This window comes from Saccharopolyspora sp. NPDC045839 (assembly GCF_056431645.1).
Genome location: NZ_JBWKKH010000034.1, coordinates 83,609 through 102,132 on the forward strand (window position 1 = coordinate 83,609; position 18,524 = coordinate 102,132).

The window sequence follows — 18,524 nt, forward strand, 5'->3', positions numbered from 1 at the left end:
TGCGAGTTGCGTAGGCGGGCCAAGCGGCTTCGCCGCTTCGAAGGTGGCACCTGGCGCAAGAGGGGGAGCTGATGCCGATCCGCACGCACCGCGGGCGGGCCGCGGTGTACCGCAGGTTGTGGGGCTGGCCGCTGCGCTCCCCGAAGCACCTGGTGGGCGCGGTGGTCGCGCTCGCCGCGGTGGCCACGGTCGTCGGGTACCTGTTGCCCGAGCCGGCGCCGAGCTCGAACATGGCCGCCTCCCGCACCAGGGCCGTCGAGCACTCGGCGGTCGTTCCGCCGCCGACCCGGACGAAGGCGCCGCCGACGATCTCGGTGCCGCAGGCCGCCCCGGCGCCCGTCGCCCCGGACCCGGCCGGGCTGGCCGTCGTCGAGCAGTGGGGCAAGGCGTGGGTGGACCACCCCGTCGGCGCCGACCGCCAGCAGTGGTTGACCAAGCTCCGCCCGTACACCACCGACGAGTTCCTCACCGAGATGTCGTCGGTGGACCCGAGCAACGCGGGCAACGTGATCACCGGCGCGGCCAGCGCGGTCAGCTCCACTTCGGGCTCGATGGTGGTGCGGCTGCCGACCGACATCGGTGCGCTGGCGGTGACCGTGAACAAGACCCCGGCCGGTTGGCGAGTCGCCCAGTACGACAAGGAAGGCTGACATGCGGAAGCTCGTGGTTGCGGTCGTCGTGCTCGCGGGTTTCGCAGGTCTGATCGGCATCGGCGCGGTGACCGCGCTGCTGGTCGGCAGCGGCGGTCGCGGCGCCGGCTGGTCGAGTTGCAGCGCCGACCTGGGGCCGTGGGGCGACGGCGAGGGACGCGGGGAGCGGGACGCCTCGACGCTCACCGACGAGTCGGTCGGCATCGCCCAGCGCATCATCGAGATCGGCAAGCAGCGCGGCCTGCCGCCGCGGGCCTGGCAGATCGCCATCCAGGCGGGCAAGACCGAGTCGAACCTGGCGAACCTGTTCCACGGCGACCGGGACTCGCTGGGCATCTTCCAGATGCGGCCGTCCATGGGCTGGGGCACGGTGCAGCAGGTCACCGACGTGGACTACCAGATCAACAAGTTCTACGACGTGCTGCTCGCGGTGCCCGGCTGGGAGGAGATGCGGCCCGGCGAGGCCGCCCAGCGGGTGGAGCGCTCGGCGTTCCCGCTGCGCTACCACAAGTGGGAGCCGATGGCGGCGCACCTGGTGAGCGTGGAGGGCGACGTCGAGGGCATCAGCGCCTGCGAGAACCTGCCCAGCGCGGGCGTGCTCGCCGATCAGGCCATCAAGTACGCCCAGACCCAGCTCGGCAAGCCGTACGTGTGGGGCGCGGCGGGGCCGAACTCCTTCGACTGCTCGGGCCTGACGCAGCAGGCGTGGAAGGCGGCCGGGGTGGAGATCCCGAAGTACTCGCAGACGCAGTACTTCCAGGGCGGCGTGCACGTCCCGCTGTCCCAGGCGCAGCCCGGTGACCTGGTGTTCTGGGGCTACGGCCGGGACCCGAAGGGCATCCACCACGTGGCGCTGTACCTGGGCGACAACGAGGTCCTGCACGCGCCGCAGCCCGGCGAATCGGTCGAGGTGACGAAGCTGTGGGACGGCGGTCAGCTGCTGCCCACGGTGGTGCGCCCGGCCACCGATCCACCACCGGCGGCCGAGACCGCGCCGTCGACCGCGCCGGTTCCGCCTGCCGACGTGCCTGCACCGCCTGCCGACACGCCGTCGACGGGCGTGCAAGCTCCTGCCGCCGGGGGTGCGCGGTAGGTAAGAATGGCGACGGCCTGCTGACCTTCGGAAAGGGTTGACCATGTTCACACCAGACCCGATTCCGCGGCCGTCCGGTCCGCCCGCGTCGAGCACTCCGCTCGGGGACTACCTGGCCCGGCCCCTGCCCGGCGTGGACGCCGGGTACGCGGTGCTGCCGCGATCGCTCGCCGAGGCGATGCCGCTGCCGTGGCAGCACCAGATGAGCAACCTGCTGGCGGAGTTCCACCAGGCGTTCGGGCACCTGCAGTGGCCGGTGTACCGGGTGGTCCCGTCCCGCTACGAGCGGCTGGTGGACCTCGACGACGACCAGCTCGCCGAGGTCGGGTGCACCGTCGAGGTCGACGACAACGGCGAGCTGGAGTACCGGATGCGGGACGGGCGCCGCATCGACAACCCGGAGACGCACCAGGTGCTGGTGTCCTGCCTGGACCCGATCCCGCGGCAGACTCCCGGCGGCTCGCAGCCGACCCCGGCGGCGCCGCCACCGCCGGCCTGGTGAGGTTGGGACATACCGGTCGTGTCGCCGCCTGGCGCGTGACAGGTGCGCGCCGTCGTGCGAGGCTCGATGCATGGGGCGCGGAAGTTGGTACTTCTGTTTGACGCATCGGCAGGTCGAGCCGAAGGCGGGTTGCCGGGCTGCGGAGCGCCTGGGGCCGTACCCGGACCGGGAGACCGCGGCTCGCGCGCTCGAGATAGCCGAAGAGCGGACCAAGGCGGCCGACGAGGCCGACCAGCGCTGGAACAGCGAGGACTGAGCTCGTGGCGGCGGCGGGGACCTCACCGGGTGGCACCGGAGTTGCCGCCGCCTTACCGACCGGCCGAAGCAGGCCGGAGCTGGGCTTGGACTTCTCGGCGATCCGCGCCGAACTGGGGTTGCCCCTCGACTACCCGACCGCCGCGCTGGCCGAGGTGGAGCAGACCGTCGCGCAGCAGGTGCCGACCGGCGCGCGGGTGGACGCCACCGACCTCCCGCTGGTGACGGTCGATCCGCCTGGCGCGAAGGACCTCGACCAAGCGGTGCTGGTCCGGCGGCGGCACGGCGGCTACCGGATCCACTACGCGATCGCCGACGTGGCCGCGTTCGTGGTGCCCGGCGGAGCGCTGGACGTGGAGGCCCGGCGGCGCGGGCAGACGCTCTACCTGCCGGACGGCAACATTCCGCTGCACCCGACGCGGCTGTCCGAAGACGCCGCGAGCCTGCTGCCGGACCAGGTGCGAGCGGCGGTGTTGTGGACGATCGACCTGGATTCCGACGGTCTGCCGGTGGGCGTGGACGTCCGGCGGGCGCTGGTGCGGTCGGTCGCGCAGCTGGACTACGACGGGGTGCAGCGCTCGCTGCGGCTCGGCGTCCCGCATCCGTCCATCGAGCTGCTGCCGGAGGTCGGGCGGCTGCGCCGGGAGCAGGCGGTGCTGCGCGGCGCGATCGAACTCGGCCTGCCCGAGCAGCAGGTGGAATCCGACGGGGGCGGTGGGTGGCGGCTGGTGTTGCGGCCGCGGCTGGTGGTCGAGGCCTGGAACGCCGAGATCTCGCTGCTCACCGGCATGTGCGCGGCGGAGATGATGCTGTCGGCCGGGATCGGCGTGCTGCGCACGGTGCCCGATCCGGAGCCGGAAACGGTGGCCGGGCTGCGCCGGTCGGCGACCCGGCTCGGCGTGCACTGGCCGGTGGACACGCCGCCCGCGGCCGCGCTCGCCGGGCTCGACCCGATCCGCCCGGAGGCGCTGGCCGTGCACGTGGCGGCGACCCGCCTGCTTCGCGGCGCCGGCTACACCGCCTTCGGCGACGGGGCGCCGGCGAAGGCCAACCACGCGGGCATCGGAGCCTCGTACGCGCACGTCACGGCCCCGCTGCGGCGACTGGTCGATCGCTACAGCGCCGAGGTCTGCCTGGCGGTGGCATCGGACCGGGAAGTACCTGAGTGGGTGCACGAGGCATTGGCCGGGCTGCCTTCGGCGATGGGCAGTTCCGACCGGGTGGCCGGGCAGGTGGAGCGGGCCTGCATCGCGCAGGCGCAGGCCTGGTCGCTGGCGTCGCGGGTCGGCGAGGAGTTCGCCGCGACGGTGCTGCGGGTGCCCAACGGCACGGCCGGCGAGGTGTTCGTGGCCGATCCGCCGGTCATCGCGCGGTGCAGCGGCACCGGCCTCGGCGAGGGCCAGCAGGTCCAGGTGCGGCTGGTGGAGGCCGATCCCGTGCGCCGCGACGTCGCGTTCGAAGTGGCCTGACCCACACCCCCGTGGCGAACTGCTCTCCTCAGGTCGATCGTGGATTGCGTACGGTCGATGGCGACGAAAGGGGCCGAGGGTGGCTGAGGTGCGGGAGATGACGGTCGGAGTGCTGGGTGGCACCGGTGCGCAGGGCCGGGGGCTGGCGATCCGGTGGGCGAAGGCGGGCCTGAAGGTCGTGATCGGCTCGCGCAACGCCGAGCGCGCCCAGCAGGCGGCGGCCGAGATCGTCGAGATCGCCGGCGGTGACGTCTCCGGCCAGGACAACGCGGGTTGTGCGGCGGCATCGGACATCGTGCTGGCCGCGGTGCCCTGGGAAGGCCACGCGGACCTCCTGAAGTCGTTGCAGGCGGAGCTCGCCGGCAAGATCGTGATCGACTGCGTCAACCCGCTCGGCTTTGACAAGAAGGGGCCGTACGCGCTGCCGGTGCCGGAGGGCAGCGCGGCGCAGCAGGCCGAGCAGCTGCTGCCGGAGTCGCGGGTGACGGCGGCGTTCCACCACGTCTCCGCGGTGACCCTGGCCGATCTCGCGGTCACCCACGTGGACCTGGACGTCCTGGTGCTCGGCGACGACCGGGAGGCCACCGACGTGGTCCGCGAGCTGGCCGACGTGATCCCGGGCGTGCGCGGCATCTACGGCGGGCGCCTGCGCAACGCCCACCAGGTGGAGGCGCTCACGGCGAACCTGATCGCGATCAACCGCCGCTACAAGGCGCACGCGGGCCTCCGCATCACCGACGTCTGATCGGGCGACGCGCCCACCGCGCGTCACCACCATCGGCCTCGATCACCCGGAGCCGGCGCGATTCCTCGGGGAGTTGCGCGGGCTCCGGGTGATCGGCGTCGTGCGGCGCGGAATTGTCCCCCGCCGCCGGGCGCGGCACCCTGAGCGGCGGAGGTGGTTCGTGGTGCTGCCGGACGAGGCGAGCAGTTGGAACGACGACGAGCGGGAGCGGGCGGATGCCCTGCTCGACGGGCACACCATCGTGGTCAACGTGCGCAAGGACGGCCCGCACAAGCATCTGGTGCCGTGGCTGGAGGAGCAGGGCCTGCTGACCTACGTGGGGCACGCCGGGCCGCGGCACCACTGGCCGGAGTCGGAGTTCGCCAGCCCGTTCCTCAAGGAGGCGAAGATCGATCGCGAGGCGATGGTCCGGCACTACGAGCAGTGGCTGGACGAGCAGCCCAACCTGCTCGCGGAGCTCCGCGAGCACGTGCTGAACGGCCGCGCGCTGGGCTGCTGGTGCGCGCCCAAGCCGTGCCACGCCGACGTGCTCGCCAAGCGCGCGGGCTGACCGCGCGGTCCCGCGCATAGCCGCCTCGGTTGGGCGGCGATTTCGCGCGAAATCGCCGCGAGGCGCACGGCCCCGCCGGATCTGGGCTTGACCTTGATGCTTGCGTCAAGGCTTAGCTTCGGCTGGCGTGAAGCTCCTGCTGCGGACCCGCGTGGAGCGCGCCCGCAGCAGGAGCCGACGAGCCCGATCACATCTCGGCGCGCCGCCCGCCGTCCACCGTCCAGGCCGCGCCGGTGACGTAGGAAGCCTTGGGGGACAACAGGAATGCGGCGACCGCGGCCAGTTCCGCAGGGTCGCCGGACCGGCGCAGCGCCGCCGCCTGCTCGGCCTGCTCCTGGGCCTTCGGGTTCTGCGCGGCCAGCTCGCGGGCTCGTTCGGTCTCGAAGCGGCCGGGCAGCAGCGCGTTGACCCGGACCCCGCGCGGCCCTACCTCGTTGGCGAGGTCCTTCACGAAGCCCTGCGTCGCGGGCCGGGCGACGTTCGAGCTGGCCAGCCCGGTCAGCGGCTCCGCGCCGGAGGTCGAGGTCAGGACCACGACCGAACCGCCGTCGCCGAGTTCGGCGGCGACCTCGCGGGCCATCCGGATCGGGGCGATGGTGGCGATCTCCAGGCCGCGGCGCAGCGTGTCGTCGTCGAGCCCGCTGGGCAGCCCGGCGGGCGGGCCGCCGTGGCTGACGAACAGGCCGTCCAGACGTCCGAACTGCTCCCGGGCGTAGTCGATCAGGCGGCGCGGAGCGGCGGGGTCGGTGAGGTCGGCGGCGAGCCCGCGAGCGTGGTCGCCGAGCGCGTCGACTGCGGCAGCGGTGTTGTCCTCGGACGAGGACGACACGACGACGTCGGCGCCCTCGGCGACGAGCGCGCGGGCGGTGGCGAAGCCGAGCCCCTTGCTGGCGCCGGTGACGAGGAAGCAGCGGCCGGAGAGATCGAGATCCATGCCCGGAACCCTAATTCGGTCTGACCACGCCGAGGAAGCCGCGCGGAACCGGGCGCTCGTGGTGGGACCGCGCCGGCGGAACGGTTTCGCTTGCCCGCCCAGCAGAGGCGTAGGCGCTCCAATTTTAGGCAAAACCGGAACCCAGAACGCCCTGGTGGAGCCCGGCGTGCGGTTCGCAAGCGCCCAATTTTAGGCAAAATCGGAACACCGCACTCCCCGTGCGGGGTTGCCGCCGGGCCTAGGGTGGGTGCATGGCCGAAGCGCAGTTCGCGGCGGAAACCTCGACTCGGGGCGAGTGGGTGCGGCAGGCGAACCGGTTCACCGAGCGGATCACCGCGGACGGCTCGTCCCGGTGGCCGGTGGAGCCGGGCCGGTACCGGCTGGTGGTGAGCCTGGCGTGCCCGTGGGCGCACCGGTCGGTGATCGTGCGCCGCCTGCTCGGGCTGGAGGACGTGCTGTCGCTGGGGATCGTCGACCCGATCCGCGACGAGCGCGGCTGGCGCTTCACCCTCGATCCGGGGAAGAAGGACCCGGCGACCGGGATCGCCTTCCTCTCCGAGGCGTACCTGAACGCCGATCCCGAGTTCGCCGGCCGCTACACGGTTCCCGCGGTCCTGGACGTCGCGGAGCGCGAGGTCGTCACCAACGACTACCCGCAGCTGACGCTCGACCTGTCCACGGAATGGGCCGCGCACCACCGAGAAGGCGCGCCGCAGCTGTACCCGGAGCACCTGCGCGCGGAGATCGACGAGGTCAACGCGGGGGTCTACGCCGACGTGAACAACGGCGTCTACCGCTGCGGCTTCGCCACCTCGCAGCAGGCTTACGAGCAGGCCTTCGAGCGGCTTTTCGCGCGCCTGGATCGGCTTTCCGAGCGCCTGGCGGATCGCCGCTACCTGGTCGGCGACGCGATCACCGAGGCCGACGTCCGGCTGTTCACCACGCTGGTGCGCTTCGACGCCGTCTACCACGGGCATTTCAAGTGCAACCGCCAGAAGCTCGCCGAGATGCCGGTCCTGTGGGCGTACGCCCGGGATCTGTTCCAGACGCCGGGCTTCGGCGACACGGTCGATTTCGACCACATCAAGCGCCATTACTACGCGACGCACCACCAGATCAACCCGACCGGCATCGTCCCGGCGGGCCCGGACCTGTCCGGCTGGGACACGCCGCACGGCCGGGAAGCCTTGGGCGGCAAGCCCTTCGGCACAGGCACTCCGCCCGCCTAGAGCCGTAGGCGTGCGGGGGCTGTGCGCACAGCCCCCGCACGCGCGGATCAGAGCAAGGGCCGGAGGTGCGCGTGGGCCCAGGCGGCGAGAGCGGTCGGTGTCGTGGTGAGGATGCTGCGCTTGTCCTCGGGGACGAAGTTCTCGCGCAGCCCGGTCGACATGCCGACGATGCCCTCGACCTGTCCGCTGCTCAAACCGGCCGATCGCAGCGAAGCGCGGAACTCGTCATCGGTGATCCGCTCGGCGTGCACCTCGCGCCCCACCGCGCCGCTCAGGATTTCGGCCACCTGCGGGAACGTCAGGTCTTCGGGGCCGTGCACGGCCTGCACGTGGCGCCCCGACCAACCGGCCGAGAGGAGTCGCCCGGCCACGACTTCGCCGATGTCGCGGGGATCGACCCAGGACATCGAGAAGTCCAGGGGCCACGGGGTGCGGAGCACGCCCTCGCGCAGGCCATCGAGATCCATGAGCAGGTTGGTGAAGAAGTACCCGCAGCGCAGGTGCAGCACGTCGGCGCCGGTGGCATCCAGCTGTTCCTCGGTCCGGGCCAGGCCATCGATCTCGCCGGCTCCGTGGCGCTTCTCCGCGCCGACGCTGCTGAGGAACACGGTGCGGGCGATGCCGTTCTCCCGCACCGCGCGCGCCGCGTTGGCGCCCATGCGGGCGTAGCCGGCGGCCGGGTCGTCGTCCTGCGTGGGCGGGTCCACCCAGAAGAGGCGGTCAGCGCCCTCCGTCGCGCGGAGGACGAAATCGGCATCCCCCTGGTCGCCCTGCACGACGTCGACCCGGTCACGCGTCGCCGCGTCGAGCTTGGCGGGTTCGCGCATCAGCAACGTCGGGCGCACGCCCGTCTGCAGGAGCAGTCGCACGACTCGGGATCCCACGTGTCCGGTCGGTGTGGTGACGACGATCTTCTCGGGTTCATGTGCCATACCCGGGACGCTACGGTCGGTTGTGGTCGAATCCTGGCCACAATTCCGGTTAGGTTCGAGTGCGATGACGGATCCGAGCACACGGTTGTTGGAGTTGCTCTCGCTGCTGCAAAGCGGCCGGAGCTGGCCCGGCTCTGAGCTGGCCGCGAGGCTGGGCGCATCACCGCGCACCCTGCGGCGCGACCTCGACCGCCTGCGCGAGCTCGGTTACCCGGTCTCCTCGACGCGCGGACCGGGCGGCAACTACCAGCTCGTCGCCGGTCGGGCCATGCCGCCGCTGCTGCTCACCGACGACGAGGCGGTCGCCACCGTCGTCGGCCTGCGGATCGCCGCGCTCACCCAGATGGGCGGCGCCGGGGATGCTGCCGAAGGTGCCCTGCGCAAGCTCGAACGCGTCGTGCCGACCCGGCTGCGCGCCCGGATACAGGCGCTCACCTCGGCGACCGAGACGACCGCCCGCGCGACCCAGGCACTGGATCTGCGAACCGTGCAGCTGCTCGCGACCGCAGCGCACATGCACCAGGACGTGCGCTTCGACTACACCAGCCGCAGCGGGAAGCACACCGAACGCCGCGTCGAGCCCTACCGCCAGGTGCTGTTCGACCGTCGCTGGTATCTGCTGGGCTGGGACCGCGACCGCGCCGACTGGCGCACCTACCGCATCGACCGGATCGGCGAGCTCAGCGTTCCGGGCACCACCTTCGCGCCCCGCGAGCTGCCCGCCGACGATCCGGTGAGCTTCGTCCAGGACAGCGCCCGGTTCCCCTGCGGGCGGCGCGGCGTGGTGCGCTTCGCGGCGCCGGTCTCGGTGGTCTCCGATCGGCTGATCGCCGAAGCCGGGTCGCTCGAAGCCATCGACGACACCAGCTGCCGCTACGTCACCAGCGTCGAGTCCTGGGAGTGGTTGTCGGTCACCCTCGCCACGGTCGGCGTGCCCTACACCATCGAGTCCCCGCCCGAGCTCATCGGCTACTCGCGGGAGCTGGCCGATCGCATCGCCCGGGCCGCCGGCGGCTGATCCGGGGTGCGCGACCGGCGCCGCGCACCCCGGCGTCACCTCAGTGGAAGGAGTGCTCCGCGGCGGGGAAGGCGTGGCCGCGGACTTCGTCCGCGAAGCGGCTGGCGGCGTCGGCCAGGATGCCGCCCACGTCGGCGTAGCGCTTCACGAACTTCGCCGTGCGGCCGGTGTTCATGCCCGACATGTCCGTCCAGACCAGCACCTGGGCGTCGCAGTCGGGCCCGGCCCCGATGCCGACCGTCGGGATGTGCAGCTCCCCGGTCACCCGCTTCGCCGCGTCCGCCGACACCATCTCCAGCACCACGGAGAACGCGCCGGCCTCCTGCACCGCGAGCGCGTCCGCGAGCAGCTCGTCGGCCTTGTCGCCGCGGCCCTGCACCCGGTAGCCGCCGAGGCCGTGCTCGCTCTGCGGCGTGAAGCCGATGTGGGCCATCACCGGGATGCCCGCCGATACCAGCGCCTCGATCTGCGGGGCGTAGCGGCGGCCGCCTTCGAGCTTGACCGCGTGCGCGCGGCCTTCCTTCATGAACCGCGTCGCGGTGGCCAGCGCCTGCTCCGGCGACGCCTGGTAGGAGCCGAACGGCAGGTCCGCCACCACCAGGGCCCGCTCCGCCGACCGGGTCACGGCGCGGACCAGCGGCAGCAGCTCGTCCACGGTCACCGGTAGCGACGACTCGTAGCCGTAGACGTTGTTGGCGGCCGAGTCGCCGACCAGCAGCACCGGGATGCCGGCCTGGTCGAAGATCCGCGCGGTGTACATGTCGTAGGAGGTGAGCATCGGCCAGGGCTCGCCGCGCTCCTTCAGCTGCTGGAGGTGGTGGATGCGCACGCGCCGCTTGGCCGGCGTCGATCCGTACGGCGCCGCCGTCTCACCCTGGTTCTGGGCAGCAGTCATCGTTGACCGTCCTTTTCCTCGAGGCCCGCATCGCGGGTCCCCGGGTAGTTGCGGATGGTTGCGGGGGAAGCGTCGCACGCGCTCAACCCCGCCGACACATCCCGAGGGCCAACATCACAGTTCAGCCGATCCAGGGCTCCGCGATGCGCGCGTAGGTGCCGTCGCGCAACGCGAGGTTGAGCCACTGGTCCACGTACTGCTGGAACACGACGTCGCCCTTCGGCAGCAGGTACGCCTTCTCGCTGAAGGTGAACGGCTGGTCGGGGTGCACCGAGCACAGCTCCGGGTGCTGCCTGGCCTGCCACTTGGTCTCGGCGGCGTCGGTCATCATCAGGTCGGCCTTGCCGTCGAGGATCTGCTGGAAGATCGTGTTGTTGTCCGGGTGTTCGACGATGGTGGCCTGTTTGAGGTTCTGCTTCGCGAACTGCTCGTTGGTGCCGCCGGGGTTGACGACGGCGCGGACGCCGGGCTGGTCGATCTGCTGCAACGTCTGGAACCGCGCGACGTTCTCGCAGCGGGTGATCGGAGTCTTGCCGTCGACCACGTAGGCGGTGCTGAAGAAGGCCTGCTTCGCGCGGTCCAGGGTGATCGACACGCCGCCGACGGCGATGTCGCACTGCGCGTTGAAGTCGGCGACCAGCGTCTTCCAGGTCGTGGGCACGATCGTCGCCTTGATGCCGAGCCTGCCCGCTAGGTCATGCGCCATGTCGATGTCGATGCCGCTCCAGGCGCCCGCCGCGTCCCGGTAGGTGAACGGCCGGTAGTCCCCGGTGCTGCACACCCGCAGCTCACCGCGCTGGACGACGTCGTCCAGCCGGCTCGCCGCGGGCTTCGCCGGCTCGACCGGCGTGGCGGAGCACGCCGTGCTCAGGGCGACGACGGCCGCCGCGGCCAACCCGGAACCGAACTTCTTCCACTGCATGACGCCCGCCTTTCGATCTTCGCGGAACATGCATAGCCGCTCGGACCCGGGAAGACCAGAGCGATGAGTTCCGCGGCACCGCGAGGTCTGCACCTCCAGGAGCGGTTCGCGAGAGGAGCACACGATGGACGAGCAGTTCACCGCGACGCTGCAGAAGAGCCCGAACCGGGGCGGCTGGACCTACGTGGTCTGGCCGCGGTCGGCGGAGTATTTCGGCACCCGCGGCCTCGTGAAGGTCCGGGGCACGATCGACGGCCGGCCGTTCCGGAGCTCGTTCATGGCGCTGGGCGACGGCACGCACAAGCTTCCGGTGAAAGCGGACGTCCGCAAGGCGATCGGCAAGGAGGCCGGCGCCGAGGTGACCGTCCGCCTGCTGGAGCGGATCACCGACTGAGGCCGGTCTGCCACGACCGCTCCCCGGTTCGCGCGTCCCACGGACGTGACCGCACTGGAGCAGAGGGAACCGGTGGTGATCAAGTCGGCGGCCCGACCTCCGGCAATAACGGGAAAAACAACGATGCAACCAAACGACCCTCCAGGCGTCTAATGACCGGGAGCGCGTGGGAGCGCGGGAGGGAGGCAACTGGGGGTGCCTCCCTCCCGCCGGCAGTGCTCCTCGAGGAGATACTGCTCCGGTGACTGCCTTCTACCACGTGTGTTTCGTCGTGCCCGACGTCGAGAAGGCGATGCGCGACTTCGAGTCGTCCGCGGGCGTCGAGTGGAACGAACCGCAGGCCGCCCGGCTCGGGGACTGGGACTACCGGATCGTCTTCACTCAGGGCGGGGCGCCGTTCATCGAGCTGATCGAGGGCCCGCCCGGCAGCCCGTGGGACGCTTCCGCGGGCGCCAGGTTCGACCACCTCGGCTACTGGACGAGTTCGCTGGAGACCGGCGCGCGCCGGCTCGCCGACCAGGGTCTGCCGGAGGAGTTCTCCGGTTGCCCGTACGGCAGGGCCTTCGCGTACCACCGGATGGACTCGATCGGAGCGAGGATCGAGCTGGTCGACGCATCCCGCCAACCCCAGTTCCTGGAAACCTGGAACCCAGGCGGAGCCCCCATGCCTGCCATCAACGAGGGTCCTTGACGAGGTGAAAGGCACCTTTTGCCAAGTAATCTGGCGAAAGGTGCTCTTCACTCCTCACCTGAACGGGCGCAGCTCACCTGTCGAGCCCGCGAAGGAACCGCGCCCAAGCGGAGCTCCCGAAGCGGAGGATCGGCCCACCGGGATCCTTCGAGTCCCGGATCTCGATGCCTCCGCCGGATAACCGAGCCTCGACACAACTTGGATTGTTGGCCCCGCTGTAGCTGCTCTTGAACCAGCTGTACTTGCGGTCGTTAACTGTCATCGTTGAGCTCCTTCAAACGCTGGGCGATGAACGACCGAGATTCTTCCGGCCCCAGCGCCACCGCACGTAGCCGGTCGAAGGCTCGTGTGCATGCCAAGAAGTCCTGTTCTTCGGAGATGTACATGCCTCCACCAGTGAACGTTGGCTGATACACGATGTCCGGCGCAAGGCCGCCGAAACGAAGGATTTCGATGGATCCGCCGAGCAGCGGATGGTCCACAATCGACAGCGGTGCGATCTGGATGACGACGTGGGCGTGCTGCTTTATCGTGTCGAGCAGGTGCTCCAGCTGCTCACGCAACACGTCCGTGCTGCCGAGAGGACGGCGCAGTGCGGCTTCGCCGATCACGAACCACATCTCGGGTGGCTCGGCCCGAGTGACGAGTTCTTGCCTCTGCAAGCGGAATTGGACGCGAGCTTCGATGTCGTCCGGTGATGCGTCGAAGATCTGGGATCGCCCGATGTGCATGAGCGCGCGTATGTAGCCCTCGGTCTGCAACATGCCAGGTACGAGGTCGCCTTCCGTGAAGCAAAGCTCGTTGGCGTCCTGTTCGTGATCGAGCAGTCGGTGAAAGGCTCCGGGAAGACTGTCAATGTAGGGGCGGCGTGGCAGCCGTTGGCGGGCGAGTTGGGCGATCTCGGCTATCCGGTCGCGGGAATTCTTCGATGCGTCGTAGAAGTCGAGGAGCGCGTTGAGCTCCATGACTTTCAGCGAGCGTTGGCCGCGCTCAAGTCTGCTGATCAGGCTCGTGTCGCACTCGATGACCTGGGCGGCTTCCTTCTGGCTTTTGCTTGCGGCCTCTCGAAGTCTGCGTAGCTCGGCACCGAGCTGACGCCGTTCGATGGTGGCGCGAGACTGGGGCACTGGCGCAGTCCTTCCCCGAATTGGCGACACGCTTCACTCGGTTGACACCTAGGTGCTTCACCTATGACAACTTACGCAGAGTTGGTAATCCAACACGTTCCGCAGTGAAGCAGCGGAAGTTTATCCAGCGGGTAGGGGAGTGGTGGCAGTGCGTTTCGGATATGTGCTTGAAGCCGTGCGGCCGGAGGCTGAAGCCGACATGGAGGTCGCCAGGTTGGTCGTCGATCCCGAGCAGTGCGATCCCGAGGAACTTCGGCAGGAGCTGCAACCATGGGCTGAAGCCGAGCTCGCCCGCCTGAAGTGCGAGTTCGGCCTCTACACAGCGGAGTTCGGCTCCTGGACCGACGGCCGATCCGCCTACTACCTGCGCATGCTCTACATCGTCTGGGGAGGCGACGACGTCATCTCGGTGCAGGTCGACGACAGCCCGGTGAACTACGCAGGCGTGCGCGTTCTCGCCAACCAGGCCGAAGCATTCCGGGCCCTGCAAGCCAGCGCGCGTCGGGAGGCGAGCCTCTCGGAGGCTTCCCTGGCACGCGCCGCGTCGTAGCGACTCGGCTCCGATCGGTCCCATGCGGATGGACGTCCGGCCTGATCAATGCCCGTGAGTACTTTGTGCTGCCATGGCGACACAAAATGCTCACGGGTCCTGACCAGGCCGACCATTGATCCCAATTCCGCGCCCGGCCGGCCGGGATGCGGCGTTCATCTCGCAGAACGACCGGCGCGAACGGCGCGCAGATCCGGGACCTGGTGAAGCGCGGATACCTGGTGCGCACCCGCTCGGACGTGCCGCTGGCCGAAGCCACCACCGGCGACACCGCCCGGCTGGAAGCGGCGCTGGCCAGCGGAGCGCAGATCGTCAGCACGGACTTCCCGGCACCGGGCCTGGCCGCCCGCTACGGCTCCGACTACGTCGCCGAACTCGGCACCCCGGCGCGCTGCAACCCGGTGAACGCGCCCCGGTCCTGCCGGTCCGACCATCTGGAACGGTGACCGAGCGAACGGACCGTTCACGCCGCCAACCGCGACGAACGGTCCGTTCGCTCCGAACCCCGATGTGTTCGGGTGGAGGTGAACGGTCCGTTCGCGTCGCCTATCGAGGTGAACGGTCCGTTCGCGCCATCGCCCGGTAGGCGGGGCGCAGGAGCTCGACGGCGGATTCGCCCCGGATCTGCACCGGCAGCGGGTCGAGCTCGTCGAGCAGCGCGTCCGGCGCGGTCGGCTCCGTGCCGGGAGTCGCGGGCGCCGCCGGCGATTCCGGTGCGCTCCAGAAGGTTTCCGGGCGCTCCGACAGCGGCGCCGCCTCGTCGGGCTCCTCCGCCGCCGGACCCGACACGCTGCCGCGCAGCGCCCGCAGCCGGTCCAGCAGCTCCTCGCGCCCCCGGCCGCGCCAGGCGAGGATCTGGAACGGGTCCTCGTCGAACGACTCGGCCACCAGGTAGCAGGCCGCCGCCAGGTGCTTGCACGGGATTTCCCAGTCCGGGCAGGAACAATCCATCGTCAGTTCCCGCATCGTCGTCGGGAACAGCTGCAGCCCGAGCTCGTCGAAGACCCGCTCGACGTCCGTCGGCATCTCCCCGGCCAGCAGCTTCGCCGCGTACAGCGCCTGCCCGGCCAGCGCCCGCTCGATCCGCTCCCACTCGTCCGCGGTGAACGCCTTGATCGCGATCCGCGCCCGGTAGGGCTCCGGGCGGGAACCTTGCACCAGCGCGACCACCAGGCTGGTCGACAGCGTCAGGCTCAGCACCTGCCCGGCGCGCGCGTACCGCTTGCCGCGCTGCAGCCGGCCGCCCATGCCGAAGGACTCCAGCACCTCGATGAACCGCCGCGACCACCAGGTCTGCGCGATCTCGCCGCGCTTGCTGCGCGCCTTGATGCCGCCCTCGACGCGGATCGGCTTCGCGGCGGGCGGGAACCGGCGCCACTCATTCACCGACGGCCTCCGCCTCCAGCGCGACCAGGTCGCGCAGCTCGCGGGTGGACAGCTCGGTCAGCCAGTTCTCGCCGGAGCCGACGACCAGCTGCGCCAGCGCCTTCTTGTCCTCGATCATCCGGTCGATCTTCTCCTCCAGGGTGCCGATGCAGGTCAGCTTGCGGACCTGCACGTCCCGGCGCTGGCCGATGCGGAACGCCCGGTCGGTGGCCTGGTCCTCGACGGCCGGGTTCCACCACCGGTCCAGGTGGATGACGTGGTTGGCGGCGGTGAGCGTCAGCCCGGTGCCGCCGGCCTTCAGCGACAGCAGGAAGATCGACGGCCCGTCGGATTCCTGGAACCGCCGGACCATCTCGTCGCGGGCCTTCTTCGGCGTGCCGCCGTGCAGGAACAGCACCTCGGTGTCGAACCGCGCCGACAGGTGCGGCACCAGCATCCCGCCGAGCCCGGCGAACTGCGTGAAGCACAGCGCCTTGTCGCCGTCGGCCAGCACGGATTCGAGGATTTCCTCCAGCCGCAACAACTTCCCCGACCGGCCGGGCAGCGGCGAGCCGTCGCCGAGTAGCTGCGCCGGGTGGTTGCACACCTGCTTGAGCTTGGACATCGTCGCCAGCACCAGCCCGCGGCGTTCCATGCCTTCGCTGTCGTCGATGCGCGCCAGCATGTCGTCGACCACCGCCTGGTACAGCGACGCCTGCTCGGCGGTGAGGTTGCACAGCTGCTTCATCTCGATCTTGTCCGGCAGGTCGTCGATGATCGCCGGGTCGGTCTTCAGCCGCCGCAGCACGAAAGGCCCGGTGATGCGGCGCAACCGGGCCGCGGCGTCGGTGTCGCCGTCGCGTTCCACCGGCACCGCGAACCGGGCCCGGAACGTGCTCAGCGAGCCCAGCACGCCGGGATTCGCGAAGTCCATGATGGACCAGAGCTCGGCGAGCCGGTTCTCCACCGGCGTGCCGGTCAGCGCGATCCGCTGCCGGGCCGACAGGCCGCGCACCGCCTTGGCCTGCCGGGAGGCGCTGTTCTTGATGTTCTGCGCCTCGTCGAGCACCACCCGCTCCCAGCGGATCTCCCGCAGCACGGCCGAATCCCGCACGGCCAGCGGATACGTCGTGATGACGAGGTCCTGCCCGCCGGCCTCTTCCATCAGGTCCTCGCCGCCGAGCCGCCCGCCGCCGTGGTGGACGTGCACCTTCAGCGCGGGCGCGAACCTGGCCGCCTCCCGCTGCCAGTTGCCGACCACCGACATGGGGCAGACCAGCAGCGTCGGGCCGCGCGAGCCCTCCGAGCGCGTCAGCGCTTCCAGCGCCAGCAACTGCACGGTCTTGCCTAGGCCCATGTCGTCGGCGAGGCAGGCGCCCAGGCCCAGCCGGTCCAGGAACGCCAGCCAGGCCAGGCCGCGGCGCTGGTAGGGGCGCAGCGTCGCGGTGAAACCCGCCGGCGGCTCAACGGGTTCCAGGTACTGCTCGGCCTGCCCGGACAGCAGGTCCCCGAGCCACCCGTGCCCGCTCACCTCGACCACCGGCATCGGCAGGTCGCCGTCCTCGGAACGCATCCCGGCCTGCAGCAACGCCTCGCCGGCGGTCATCTGACCGGTACCGGAGCGCTGCAGGAACGCCAGCCCGGCGGCCAGCCGCTTGCGGTCGACCTGGACCCACCTGCCGCGCACCCGCACCAGCGGGACCTTCGCGGCGGCCAGTTCTGCCAGCTCGGACTCGGTCAGCCGCTCGTTGCCCAGCGCGAGGTCCCAGCGGTAGTCGACGACGGCGTCCATGCCGAGCCCGGATTCCTTCGACACGGTCCCGGCGGTGCCGGAACTGGTCGCGGTCAGCTTCAGCCCGAGCTGCTGCGTGCGGCCCCACCAGGACGGCAGCAGCACGCCGAAGCCGGCCTGGTCCAGCAGTGCAGCGCTGGTGAGGAACTCGTACGCCCCGTCGGCGTCCAGGAACAACTCGGTGGGGTGCGGGACGACCAGCGCCGCGTCGAGCCCGGGGAAGACCCGGCTCGCCTTGCCGAGGTCGGCGAGCAGCAACTCCTGCGGCTGCGCGACCCACCGCTGCAGGACCCGGCTTTCCTCCCGCCACACCTCGCTCGCGGACACCAGGACGCTCGGGTCGTCGACGGCCTGGAGCAGGAACTCCAGCCGCCACTGGTCGTCGTCCTCCGGGGCGTGCAACCGGAAGCAGGTCCGCACCGGGCTTTCCCGGGCACCGCTGGCGCGCCAGGTCTCCAGGCGGCGGGCGAGCTTCTGCACCTGCGCGGGGTCGCCGTCGAACCGCGGCTCGTGGGCCAGCGCGTTCAGCCACGCCGCGGCGACGGTCCGGCCGCCCGGCATCCCGACGTCGGCGACCCGGGCGCGCGCGATGCCGTCGACCAGCGAATCGAGAGCCGTGCGCAGGACGTCCGCAGGTGGATCGCCGCGCTCGCAGCGGAAGGCCTGCGGCATGGAATCCCGCAGCGCCACGAACCGCGCCGAATCCGTGCCGGACAACGCCGCGCGCCAGCGCGCTGCGGGCCGCTCGGCCTCGAAGACCAGCGCGGGCAGCACCCGGCCCTGCGACACCACCTGCTCGGCGAATCCGGCGACGCCGTGCAGGAAATGCGCGGACGCGCCCAACCGGGAGCCCGGCACGCCTTCATCGAGCAGCGCGAGCACGGCCGCGGGGCTGCACGACACGGCAGGAACCAGCCATTCCCGCAGCCGCAGCTTGCCGCGCGGTGTCGGTCCGGCCGTCAGCGGATCCCGCACCAGCTCGGGAGATGCGACCGGCGCGGAGGCGTAGGAGGGCAGCTGGAGGCGGACGGAGTCGACCTTGAGCTGCTCACCGGGCAGCGCGTCCCGCAGCGCCTCGCCGGGCACGGCGAAGGGATGTGCCACGGTGCCGTGCGGCGCGCGCCCGGCCACCCGCGCCGGAAGCCCGGAATCCTCCGCCCACAGCACCAGACGTCCGTCCACAGTGCACAATCCGTGCACGGCCCACACAGTTGCACCTCCTTCCGCCGCCGAGGGCTCGTGAGCGTTTTGGGCCGCTATGGCAACCCAAACCAATCACGACCGAAGCCCGCCGATCGGTCGCCCCGCGGCCGAGCACCTTCCGGCTGGTCACGGGGCCGTGAGTCTTTTGGGCGGCTACAACAGCCCAATAGACTCACGGCCCCGTTGCCAACTCGCCTCCTACCCGGGC

21 protein-coding genes are annotated in these 18,524 nt (G+C 70.9%); 13 read left to right on the forward strand and 8 right to left on the reverse strand.

All coding sequences use genetic code 11. The annotated features are described in order from the left end of the window. Window positions 1–71: 71 nt before the first annotated feature. From AC07EQ_RS34535 to AC07EQ_RS34565, 7 genes are all read left to right on the forward strand, one after another. The gene (locus AC07EQ_RS34535; RefSeq protein WP_478392021.1) at window positions 72–650 is read left to right on the forward strand and encodes a hypothetical protein; all 579 of its coding nucleotides are present in this window, start codon (window positions 72–74) and stop codon (window positions 648–650) included. Between the two features lies 1 nt (window position 651). Continuing rightward, complete coding sequence (locus AC07EQ_RS34540) at window positions 652–1,743, forward strand: C40 family peptidase (RefSeq protein WP_478392022.1); 1,092 nt, start codon at window positions 652–654, stop codon at window positions 1,741–1,743. 43 nt (window positions 1,744–1,786) lie between these two features. Then, on the forward strand, window positions 1,787–2,245 hold the full coding sequence (locus AC07EQ_RS34545; protein ID WP_397526294.1) for a hypothetical protein: 459 nt from the start codon (window positions 1,787–1,789) through the stop codon (window positions 2,243–2,245). Window positions 2,246–2,342: 97 nt separating this feature from the next. Further along, window positions 2,343–2,501: a hypothetical protein gene (locus tag AC07EQ_RS34550; RefSeq protein ID WP_478392023.1), complete on the forward strand. Its 159-nt coding sequence runs from the start codon at window positions 2,343–2,345 to the stop codon at window positions 2,499–2,501. A 4-nt stretch (window positions 2,502–2,505) separates the two neighbouring features. Further along, a complete protein-coding gene (locus AC07EQ_RS34555) occupies window positions 2,506–3,969 on the forward strand; it encodes an RNB domain-containing ribonuclease (protein ID WP_478392024.1) in 1,464 nt (487 codons plus the stop codon). 79 nt (window positions 3,970–4,048) lie between these two features. Beyond that, on the forward strand, window positions 4,049–4,714 hold the full coding sequence (gene npdG / locus AC07EQ_RS34560; RefSeq protein WP_478392025.1) for an NADPH-dependent F420 reductase: 666 nt from the start codon (window positions 4,049–4,051) through the stop codon (window positions 4,712–4,714). A gap of 163 nt (window positions 4,715–4,877) precedes the next feature. Continuing rightward, a complete protein-coding gene (locus AC07EQ_RS34565) occupies window positions 4,878–5,264 on the forward strand; it encodes a DUF4326 domain-containing protein (RefSeq protein ID WP_478392046.1) in 387 nt (128 codons plus the stop codon). 187 nt (window positions 5,265–5,451) lie between these two features. Here the strand turns inward: AC07EQ_RS34565 and AC07EQ_RS34570 are convergent, their stop codons facing one another. Continuing rightward, window positions 5,452–6,198 (reverse strand): SDR family NAD(P)-dependent oxidoreductase, encoded by a 747-nt coding sequence (locus AC07EQ_RS34570; protein ID WP_478392026.1) that lies wholly within the window; start codon window positions 6,196–6,198, stop codon window positions 5,452–5,454. 251 nt (window positions 6,199–6,449) lie between these two features. Between AC07EQ_RS34570 and AC07EQ_RS34575 the strand changes: the two genes are divergently transcribed. Beyond that, window positions 6,450–7,427, forward strand: coding sequence for a glutathione S-transferase family protein (locus tag AC07EQ_RS34575; protein ID WP_478392027.1), 978 nt, complete (start codon window positions 6,450–6,452; stop codon window positions 7,425–7,427). A 47-nt stretch (window positions 7,428–7,474) separates the two neighbouring features. Here AC07EQ_RS34575 and AC07EQ_RS34580 read toward each other — a convergent pair whose 3' ends face one another. Next, complete coding sequence (locus AC07EQ_RS34580) at window positions 7,475–8,359, reverse strand: NmrA family NAD(P)-binding protein (protein ID WP_478392028.1); 885 nt, start codon at window positions 8,357–8,359, stop codon at window positions 7,475–7,477. A 64-nt stretch (window positions 8,360–8,423) separates the two neighbouring features. On the opposite strand from AC07EQ_RS34580, the gene AC07EQ_RS34585 reads away from it, so the two are divergent. Further along, window positions 8,424–9,377 (forward strand): helix-turn-helix transcriptional regulator, encoded by a 954-nt coding sequence (locus AC07EQ_RS34585; protein ID WP_478392029.1) that lies wholly within the window; start codon window positions 8,424–8,426, stop codon window positions 9,375–9,377. Between the two features lie 40 nt (window positions 9,378–9,417). Here AC07EQ_RS34585 and panB read toward each other — a convergent pair whose 3' ends face one another. After that, the gene (gene panB, locus AC07EQ_RS34590; RefSeq protein WP_478392030.1) at window positions 9,418–10,272 is read right to left on the reverse strand and encodes a 3-methyl-2-oxobutanoate hydroxymethyltransferase; all 855 of its coding nucleotides are present in this window, start codon (window positions 10,270–10,272) and stop codon (window positions 9,418–9,420) included. Window positions 10,273–10,393: 121 nt separating this feature from the next. Next, the gene (locus tag AC07EQ_RS34595) at window positions 10,394–11,194 is read right to left on the reverse strand and encodes a transporter substrate-binding domain-containing protein (protein WP_132488151.1); all 801 of its coding nucleotides are present in this window, start codon (window positions 11,192–11,194) and stop codon (window positions 10,394–10,396) included. Window positions 11,195–11,318: 124 nt separating this feature from the next. On the opposite strand from AC07EQ_RS34595, the gene AC07EQ_RS34600 reads away from it, so the two are divergent. Together AC07EQ_RS34600 and AC07EQ_RS34605 are read left to right on the forward strand one after the other, a co-directional pair. Continuing rightward, entirely contained in the window at window positions 11,319–11,588 is a 270-nt protein-coding gene (locus AC07EQ_RS34600) for a DUF1905 domain-containing protein (RefSeq protein ID WP_478392031.1), read from the forward strand. A 241-nt stretch (window positions 11,589–11,829) separates the two neighbouring features. Beyond that, window positions 11,830–12,279, forward strand: a complete 450-nt coding sequence (locus tag AC07EQ_RS34605; RefSeq protein ID WP_478392032.1) for a VOC family protein — start codon at window positions 11,830–11,832, stop codon at window positions 12,277–12,279. A 73-nt stretch (window positions 12,280–12,352) separates the two neighbouring features. On the opposite strand, the gene AC07EQ_RS34610 is transcribed toward AC07EQ_RS34605, so the two are convergent. Both AC07EQ_RS34610 and AC07EQ_RS34615 read right to left on the reverse strand, forming a co-directional pair. Beyond that, a complete protein-coding gene (locus tag AC07EQ_RS34610) occupies window positions 12,353–12,541 on the reverse strand; it encodes a DUF397 domain-containing protein (protein WP_478392033.1) in 189 nt (62 codons plus the stop codon). Then, a complete protein-coding gene (locus tag AC07EQ_RS34615) occupies window positions 12,531–13,406 on the reverse strand; it encodes a helix-turn-helix domain-containing protein (RefSeq protein WP_478392034.1) in 876 nt (291 codons plus the stop codon). Before AC07EQ_RS34615 ends, AC07EQ_RS34610 begins: the two co-directional genes overlap by 11 nt. A gap of 142 nt (window positions 13,407–13,548) precedes the next feature. Here AC07EQ_RS34615 and AC07EQ_RS34620 point away from each other — a divergent pair, with 142 nt between their 5' ends. Together AC07EQ_RS34620 and AC07EQ_RS34625 are read left to right on the forward strand one after the other, a co-directional pair. Next, window positions 13,549–13,956 (forward strand): hypothetical protein, encoded by a 408-nt coding sequence (locus AC07EQ_RS34620; protein ID WP_478392035.1) that lies wholly within the window; start codon window positions 13,549–13,551, stop codon window positions 13,954–13,956. Between the two features lie 146 nt (window positions 13,957–14,102). Next, window positions 14,103–14,402 carry a Ca2+-dependent phosphoinositide-specific phospholipase C gene (locus AC07EQ_RS34625; protein WP_478392036.1) on the forward strand — a complete coding sequence of 100 codons (300 nt, stop codon included), beginning with the start codon at window positions 14,103–14,105 and terminating at the stop codon, window positions 14,400–14,402. Window positions 14,403–14,502: 100 nt separating this feature from the next. On the opposite strand, the gene AC07EQ_RS34630 is transcribed toward AC07EQ_RS34625, so the two are convergent. After that, entirely contained in the window at window positions 14,503–15,342 is an 840-nt protein-coding gene (locus tag AC07EQ_RS34630; protein WP_478392037.1) for an SWIM zinc finger family protein, read from the reverse strand. Then, a complete protein-coding gene (locus AC07EQ_RS34635; RefSeq protein ID WP_478392038.1) occupies window positions 15,335–18,322 on the reverse strand; it encodes a DEAD/DEAH box helicase in 2,988 nt (995 codons plus the stop codon). The genes AC07EQ_RS34630 and AC07EQ_RS34635 overlap by 8 nt, the downstream gene beginning before the upstream one ends. Window positions 18,323–18,524 lie beyond the last annotated feature (202 nt).